Origin of the sequence: uncultured Bradyrhizobium sp., from assembly GCF_936943645.1 — a bacterium.
Lineage (GTDB): Bacteria > Pseudomonadota > Alphaproteobacteria > Rhizobiales > Xanthobacteraceae > Bradyrhizobium.
On sequence record NZ_CAKZJO010000060.1, the window covers coordinates 1 to 6,064 of the forward strand.

Sequence of the window (6,064 nt, forward strand, 5' to 3'; positions counted from 1 at the left end):
CCCGCCATCGCGAGGATCTCAGCGTCTATTACGGTCGCCGCTCCTTCGCCAAGGCCGGCGGCCTGATCCCTGTCCTCTCGCGCAGTAACGCCAAGGAAACGACGCTCGACTACGAGAAAGGCAGCTTTTACCGGCAAGCCCTTCGCTTCGCCGAGGCGCGCGGCCTCAATCTCGTCAACGTGGCTCGCGCGCTCCTTCGCGATCGGCTGGAATGGACGGTCGCGCAAAAGCAAAAGCTCATCGATCTTGGTGCGCGTCTTGCCGCGGTTGCCGGCAAGCTCGGGCTGATCGTCGGCTCGGTGAAATCTCCACTCCAGGACACTGTCAGGAAGGCAAAACCCATGGTTTCCGGCATCACCACCTTCGCTAAGTCGATCGATCAGGCGGTCGAGGACAAGGTCGCAGCCGATCCCGGCTTGAAGAAGCAGTGGGAGGAGGTTTCGACCCGTTTCCACCTCGTCTATGCGCAGCCGCATAGCGCGTTCAAGGCAATCAATGTCGACGCGATGCTGCAAGACGAGACTGTCGCGAAATCCACGCTGGCGACGATCGGATCGAACCCTGAACACTTCGACCCCTGAACATTAAAGGGGCACAGATATACGGTAGGCGGATCAGACCGAGAACGGCAGGGGTCGGAAGCCGGAATCATCAAGCGTTGGATTTTCCTCCCATATGTAATCGCCAGTGAGGTTCACGTGCTCCCACGTGAGCGGCGACAGGCTGGATAGCAAATGATCAGGGACATGCTGCCGGCCGGCATGCAGGGCATCGACCACACGGCCCGTATAGATCGTGTTCCAGTGAATAATGGCGGTGACGACCAGGTTGAGGGCAGATGCCCGGATCGAGAGATTTTCCTGGCTGCGATCGCGGAAGCGGCCGAGGCGATGGAGATTGACGGCGCGTACGAGGCTGTTTCGGCTCTCGCCCTTGTTCAGCTCTGCCGTTGTTGTCTTTCTCAGATCCTCGTCGTTGATCCAGTCCAGCGTGAACAGTGTTCGCTCGATCCGACCCATCTGGCGTAGTGCCTGGGAGAGACCGCTCTGCCTTGTGGTGGCGGACAGCCTTTTGAGCATGAGCGAGACGCTGACGGTGCGCGTGCGCAGCGAGGTCATCAGGCGCAGAATGTCGTCCCAATGTGCCCGGATCAGGTTGGCGTCGATGCGGTCGCCCATGACATTTTGGAGCATTCCATACTGTTTGCCGGGACCGAAGCCATAGAGGCATCGGCCGTCGAGATCAGGAATGCGCGGGACGAACGCAAAGCCGAGCGCATGGCAGAAGGCGAAGACGAGATCGCTGACACCTCCGCCATCGACATGATGGCGGAGGATGTCGAGGCCCGCGTCCGTTTCGAGAAGCGCGTCGAGAACGTGGACGGCCTCGCTTGCCGTAGCAGCGATGATTTTGGTATGGAAGGGGGCATACCGTCCGGAGATCGCCGTGTAGAGCTTGATAATCGGATTGGTGCCGTAGCGTCCGTTGACGCCGCCTGCGACTTCACCACCATCGCCGAGATGAATATGCTGTCCATCGGAAGACGATATGGTGTGGGAACCGAAGACGCTGGCGAATGGTGCGGCGTGCTGAGCCTCGACTAACCGGGCGAGCGCCAGCGTGAAAGTTTCCTCTCTAAAGTGCCAGATCGCCATTTGCTGTAGCTGGCGGCGTGTGATGCCGGGGCAGGCCAGCGCCATCTTGGAGAAGCCGAGATTGGTGGCCTCGGCGATGAGTGCAGCATAGAAAATACGCATTTGGCCCGGCGTCCGCCCTGTTTGAAGGTGCTCGAAGAGGGAGCTGAAGCCGGTCATCCGATCCACGTCAGCGACAAGATCCGTCAGCCTGATCGGTGGCATGCTACTCGCCACTCTCCGTGCGAAGGCGAGCGCGGCTTCGGTCTCGACGGTTTTGACCGCTGGCACCCGCAAGCCTTTTGCGCCGAGACGCGTGTCGCCTCTGCCGGTCTCCAGGCGGCTTGCAGCCTCACGAAGTTTCTGGTCGAGCGTTTCGGCCTTTTGGGCGAGATAGATCTCGACATCGACCGGGATCGCAACGGGAATGCGAGCTTCAGCCTTGATGATGGCGTAGGTCTGGTGGGAGATCATACCCTCGTCGAGGGCACGGTAGGTGCGAGAGCCTTTGATCCAGATCTCGTTGGCAGCGATCCGGTTCTTCAGCTCGACGATCATGAAGAGTTCGAGCATTCTGTGATCGACCAAGCCATCTGGTACTCGGATTTCCCTACTCCAGCGTTTGTCAACCAGATCGAGCGCGCCTTGCACCCAAGCTGGCTCCGAAGAGCGACGACGGCTTTTTCCGGCATCCTTCATTTGCATCACCACGCTGATGAAATCGCGGCTTTGCCGATTACCCTCGAAGATGAATGCGCTTATGAACGGGACAGCAAAACGCCGGATGCGTACGAATTGGGCTGGAAGGTAGGCGATCAGATCGTCGTCCTTGCGGGTCCGCGACGCTGCTTTTGCTGCCGCAGTCGCCCGTATCAGTTGTTCCCAACTGGCGACCGCATTGACGGCCTCATCGAGGGAAAGCCCGGTTTCCCGTTTGGCGGCGATCGCCTCACCGAAGCCCACGAAGAAATCCAGCGCCGATGTTGCCGACGACGCATTTTCCAAAACTTGCTTGTCGCGTTCGGCCTCGGCCTGACGAAACGCCTTGCCGATCAGCACCTCGAACATGGCGATCGCGGCATCCGTGAGGGCGATTTCCATCTCCAGAAGGAAGGCTGCCAGGGTGGCATATCGGCGTCCTGACCGCATTTGCTCGAAATTCTGAGCAGTGAGGCGGCGACCTTCCTGGGCCATGCGGCTGACACGATGGGTCGGGACGGCCTGAAGCACATCGCTGGAAAGACCGACATGGCGCACGGCCTCAAGCCGATCGATCAAACCCCGCATGGCTGCTTCTCCGGCTTTCCCAGGTGGTTCGCGTAACCAGGAAATTCCACTTTGTCGGACTCGAGGCCCGATACCCAGCAACGCCTCCATCCTGACGATGATGTCCGGCGACAGCCTTGCGGCAACATCGGCAAACAGAGCTTCCTCAGCCTCGGTGCAAGCCTGCCCGGCCATCCGTTCAATCACGGTGATGCCGGGAATGACGATACGCCGCCGGCGCATCTCATCGGCAAGAGCGGCGACGACGAATTTGTCCTTGGTCGAGGCGATCGCCACACCCCGCGCAAAGGCCAGAAGGTCGGCGCGCGCCGGGTGGCTCAGTTCGCTGAACCTATAGTGTTGGCGAAGGACAGCCAGTTGCTCGTAGCGGGTCGGTGCTCTCTGTGCAAAGGCAGCAAGCGCCTCCGGCTCAATGTGGAGCTGCTCGGCCAGAAAGCTGAGCGTGCTTTCCGGAATGACCTCTCCGCGCTGGATGAGGCGGCCGGGATAACGGAGCGCACAAAGCTGAAGCGCCAGGCCAAGGCGGGTATCGTCTCGCCGGCGCGTTTCGAGAAGATGATGGTCTTCATCGTTGAGGCTCCAATGGCGGATCAGGGTGTCGTCGTCGGTTGGCAAGGCGAGGAAATTCTGCCGTTCGGCATCCGTCAATATCATGCGGCGAGGCATCGGCGCTCCATAAGTCACAAAAAGACTGGAGATAACCGTTCGCGGAGCTTACTTTGCAAGACGGGTTATGTGACAATCTACGGGCTTTGGCGCGGCCAAATCAAAATTGTCACGCAGACGGACGTATAAATGACAGCCTTGATCGGATACGCGCGGGTGTCGAAAGCCGATGGCAGCCAGGTGCATGACCTCCAGCGTGATGCACTGGCGCAGGCTGGTGTCGAGAGTGGGAATATTTACGAAGACGCCGCGTCAGGAAAGAAAGAGGACCGCCCCGGTCTCGCCGCTTGCCTAAAGGCCCTGCGCCGTGGCGACACGCTTGTCGTGTGGAAGCTCGACCGGCTCGGCCGCGATCTCCGCCACCTCGTTAATCTGGTCGATGAACTGACCCAACGACACATCGGTCTGAAGGTACTCGCCGGCGAGGGCGCGTCGATCGACACGTCAACCGCGAATGGTCGGCTGGTGTTCGGTATCTTCGCCGCGCTTGCGGAATTCGAGCGGGCGCTGATCGTCGAGCGCACCAAAGCCGGTCTGGCAGCCGCCCGCGCGCGCGGCCGGAACGGCGGAGCACCGTTCAAGATGACGCCGGCGAAACTGCGCCTCGCTCAAGCCGCGATGGGAAAGCCGGAGACGAAGGTGGCCGATCTCTGCGCCGAACTTGGTATCACCCGACAGACGCTCTACCGGTTCGTCGATCCGAAGGGAGAGTTGCGAGCCGATGGTGTGAAATTGCTCGATCGCCGAAAGCGGCCAATGACGTAGACGATGAAATGCTAATCCTCCGAAATCAAACACTGAAGGGACACTTATGGCTTTCTGGATAGCAAATGTGGCTGGGCTGATGATCGCCTATCTCCTGGGTTCCATCCCAACCGGCTATCTGGCGGGCAAACTCAAGGGTATCGATATCCGAGAGCACGGTTCAAAATCCACGGGAGCAACGAACGTGTTGCGGACGTTGGGCAAATTGCCTGCGGCTGTGGTCCTTTTGGTAGATATTTTGAAAGGGGCTGGAGCGGTTGCCTTCGTTCGCTGGATCTGCCCTTGGTGGATCACGCTAGTCTCGAGCACGTCTCCATCAGCGCTAGAACTCCAAGCCTGGCAGCCTTGGGTCGTTTGTGTAGCTGGTCTCGCTGTGTTGCTGGGTCACGCCCGTCCAATCTGGCTGAGTTTTGCCGGCGGAAAATCTGCCGCCACCGGGCTGGGCGTCTTATTGGCACTGTCGTGGCAAGTTGGCATAGGCGCGGCTATAGTGTTCGTCGCCGGAATCGCCATTTTTAGAATCGTTTCCCTTAGTTCAATGCTCGCGGCACTGGCCGCAATCGCCCTTATCTTCGTTCTCCCGCAACCGCTACCCTACCGCTGGCTGGTAATCGCAGGGGCGATTTATGTAATAGCTCGCCATCGCGCCAACATTCACCGCCTATTGTCTGGGACAGAGCCGCGCTTGGGTGCAAAGCCGTAAAGCGCCTACCGTATATCTGTGCCCCTTTAATGTTCAGGGGCCAAGATAGCTTGAATGTCTCGGCACGATGCGGCTGCAGGCCAAATGCGGTCCAGATCCGGCGGATGGTGGTATGCGAAAGCCCGCTGTCAGCTGCCATCGAACGGATGGACCAGTGCGTGGCATCCTTGGGCGTGGTGTTCAACGTGCGCTCGACGACCTCCGCAACCTGGGCATCTGAGACAGTTCGTGGCCGACCGGCCCGGTATTCGTCCGTCAACCCTTCGATGCCATCCTTTACGAACCGGCGGCGCCACTTGCCAACCGTATGCTCGTGGACCCCGAGACGCTCGGCAACGTCCTTGCTTTGCAGACCCTGCGCGCACAGCAAGATCATCCGGCATCGATCCGACAAGGACCGTGGCGCTTTATGCCGGCGCACCTGAGATTCAAGGAAAGTTCTAGCATCATTGCCCAGAACGACGACGTCCGCTTGCCTGCCAGCCATTGATCAAACTCCTGCCGTGGTGACAGAATCCAACAAAATGAAGCTTACTTTAGTTCCGGGTGACTAGTGGCTGTTTTCAGACCAGATTTATCACCAGCTCGAGCCGCAACGTCTCACTTCATCCATCCCAGATGCAGCGCAAGCCGAATACCCCATCTAGGAGTAGTCCTATGACGAAGTCGCCGATCGCATTGATCACACATATGCGCTGGTCTCGCGAGGATTGGGAGCGGCTCGTTACAGCCCGCCTGGAGCCGGGGCGGTGCTTTCCAAGATTGCCCGTGCGGCCGGTATCCATATCAGCTAACTTTTCCGTTGGCGCAAGGAGCTCAGCCAGATTGAGGAATTGACCTCGCTAGTCCTTCAAATGTTCATGGATCATTGTCGCGAGCGCAACGGGCGATTCAAAGAGCGGATAGTGTCCACACCCCTCCAGTTCAACGAGGTGACTATTCAGATAATAGGGCATGAAGGCTTGGCGCATGACCTCAGCTGTCAAGGCGCTGTCATGCTTGCCGACTA

At 59.1% G+C, this 6,064-nt stretch carries 4 protein-coding genes and 1 pseudogene; 3 read left to right on the plus strand and 2 right to left on the minus strand.

Features of this window, described 5'->3' with window-relative positions:
* Window positions 1–581: BID domain-containing protein (locus tag Q0743_RS17575; protein ID WP_298242777.1), on the plus strand; the 581-nt coding region annotated here is incomplete at its 5' end.
* Window positions 582–614: 33 nt separating this feature from the next.
* Here the strand turns inward: Q0743_RS17575 and Q0743_RS17580 are convergent.
* Window positions 615–3,587, minus strand: coding sequence for a Tn3 family transposase (locus tag Q0743_RS17580; protein WP_298242778.1), 2,973 nt, complete (start codon window positions 3,585–3,587; stop codon window positions 615–617).
* Window positions 3,588–3,716: 129 nt separating this feature from the next.
* Between Q0743_RS17580 and Q0743_RS17585 the strand changes: the two genes are divergently transcribed.
* Together Q0743_RS17585 and plsY are read left to right on the plus strand one after the other, a co-directional pair.
* Window positions 3,717–4,352, plus strand: a complete 636-nt coding sequence (locus tag Q0743_RS17585; RefSeq protein WP_298242779.1) for a recombinase family protein — start codon at window positions 3,717–3,719, stop codon at window positions 4,350–4,352.
* A gap of 46 nt (window positions 4,353–4,398) precedes the next feature.
* Window positions 4,399–5,055 (plus strand): glycerol-3-phosphate 1-O-acyltransferase PlsY, encoded by a 657-nt coding sequence (plsY, locus tag Q0743_RS17590; protein WP_298242780.1) that lies wholly within the window; start codon window positions 4,399–4,401, stop codon window positions 5,053–5,055.
* A 43-nt stretch (window positions 5,056–5,098) separates the two neighbouring features.
* On the opposite strand, the pseudogene Q0743_RS17595 reads toward plsY, so the two are convergent.
* Window positions 5,099–5,542, minus strand: a pseudogene (locus tag Q0743_RS17595) (helix-turn-helix domain-containing protein); the annotation flags it as partial.
* Window positions 5,543–6,064: the final 522 nt, after the last annotated feature.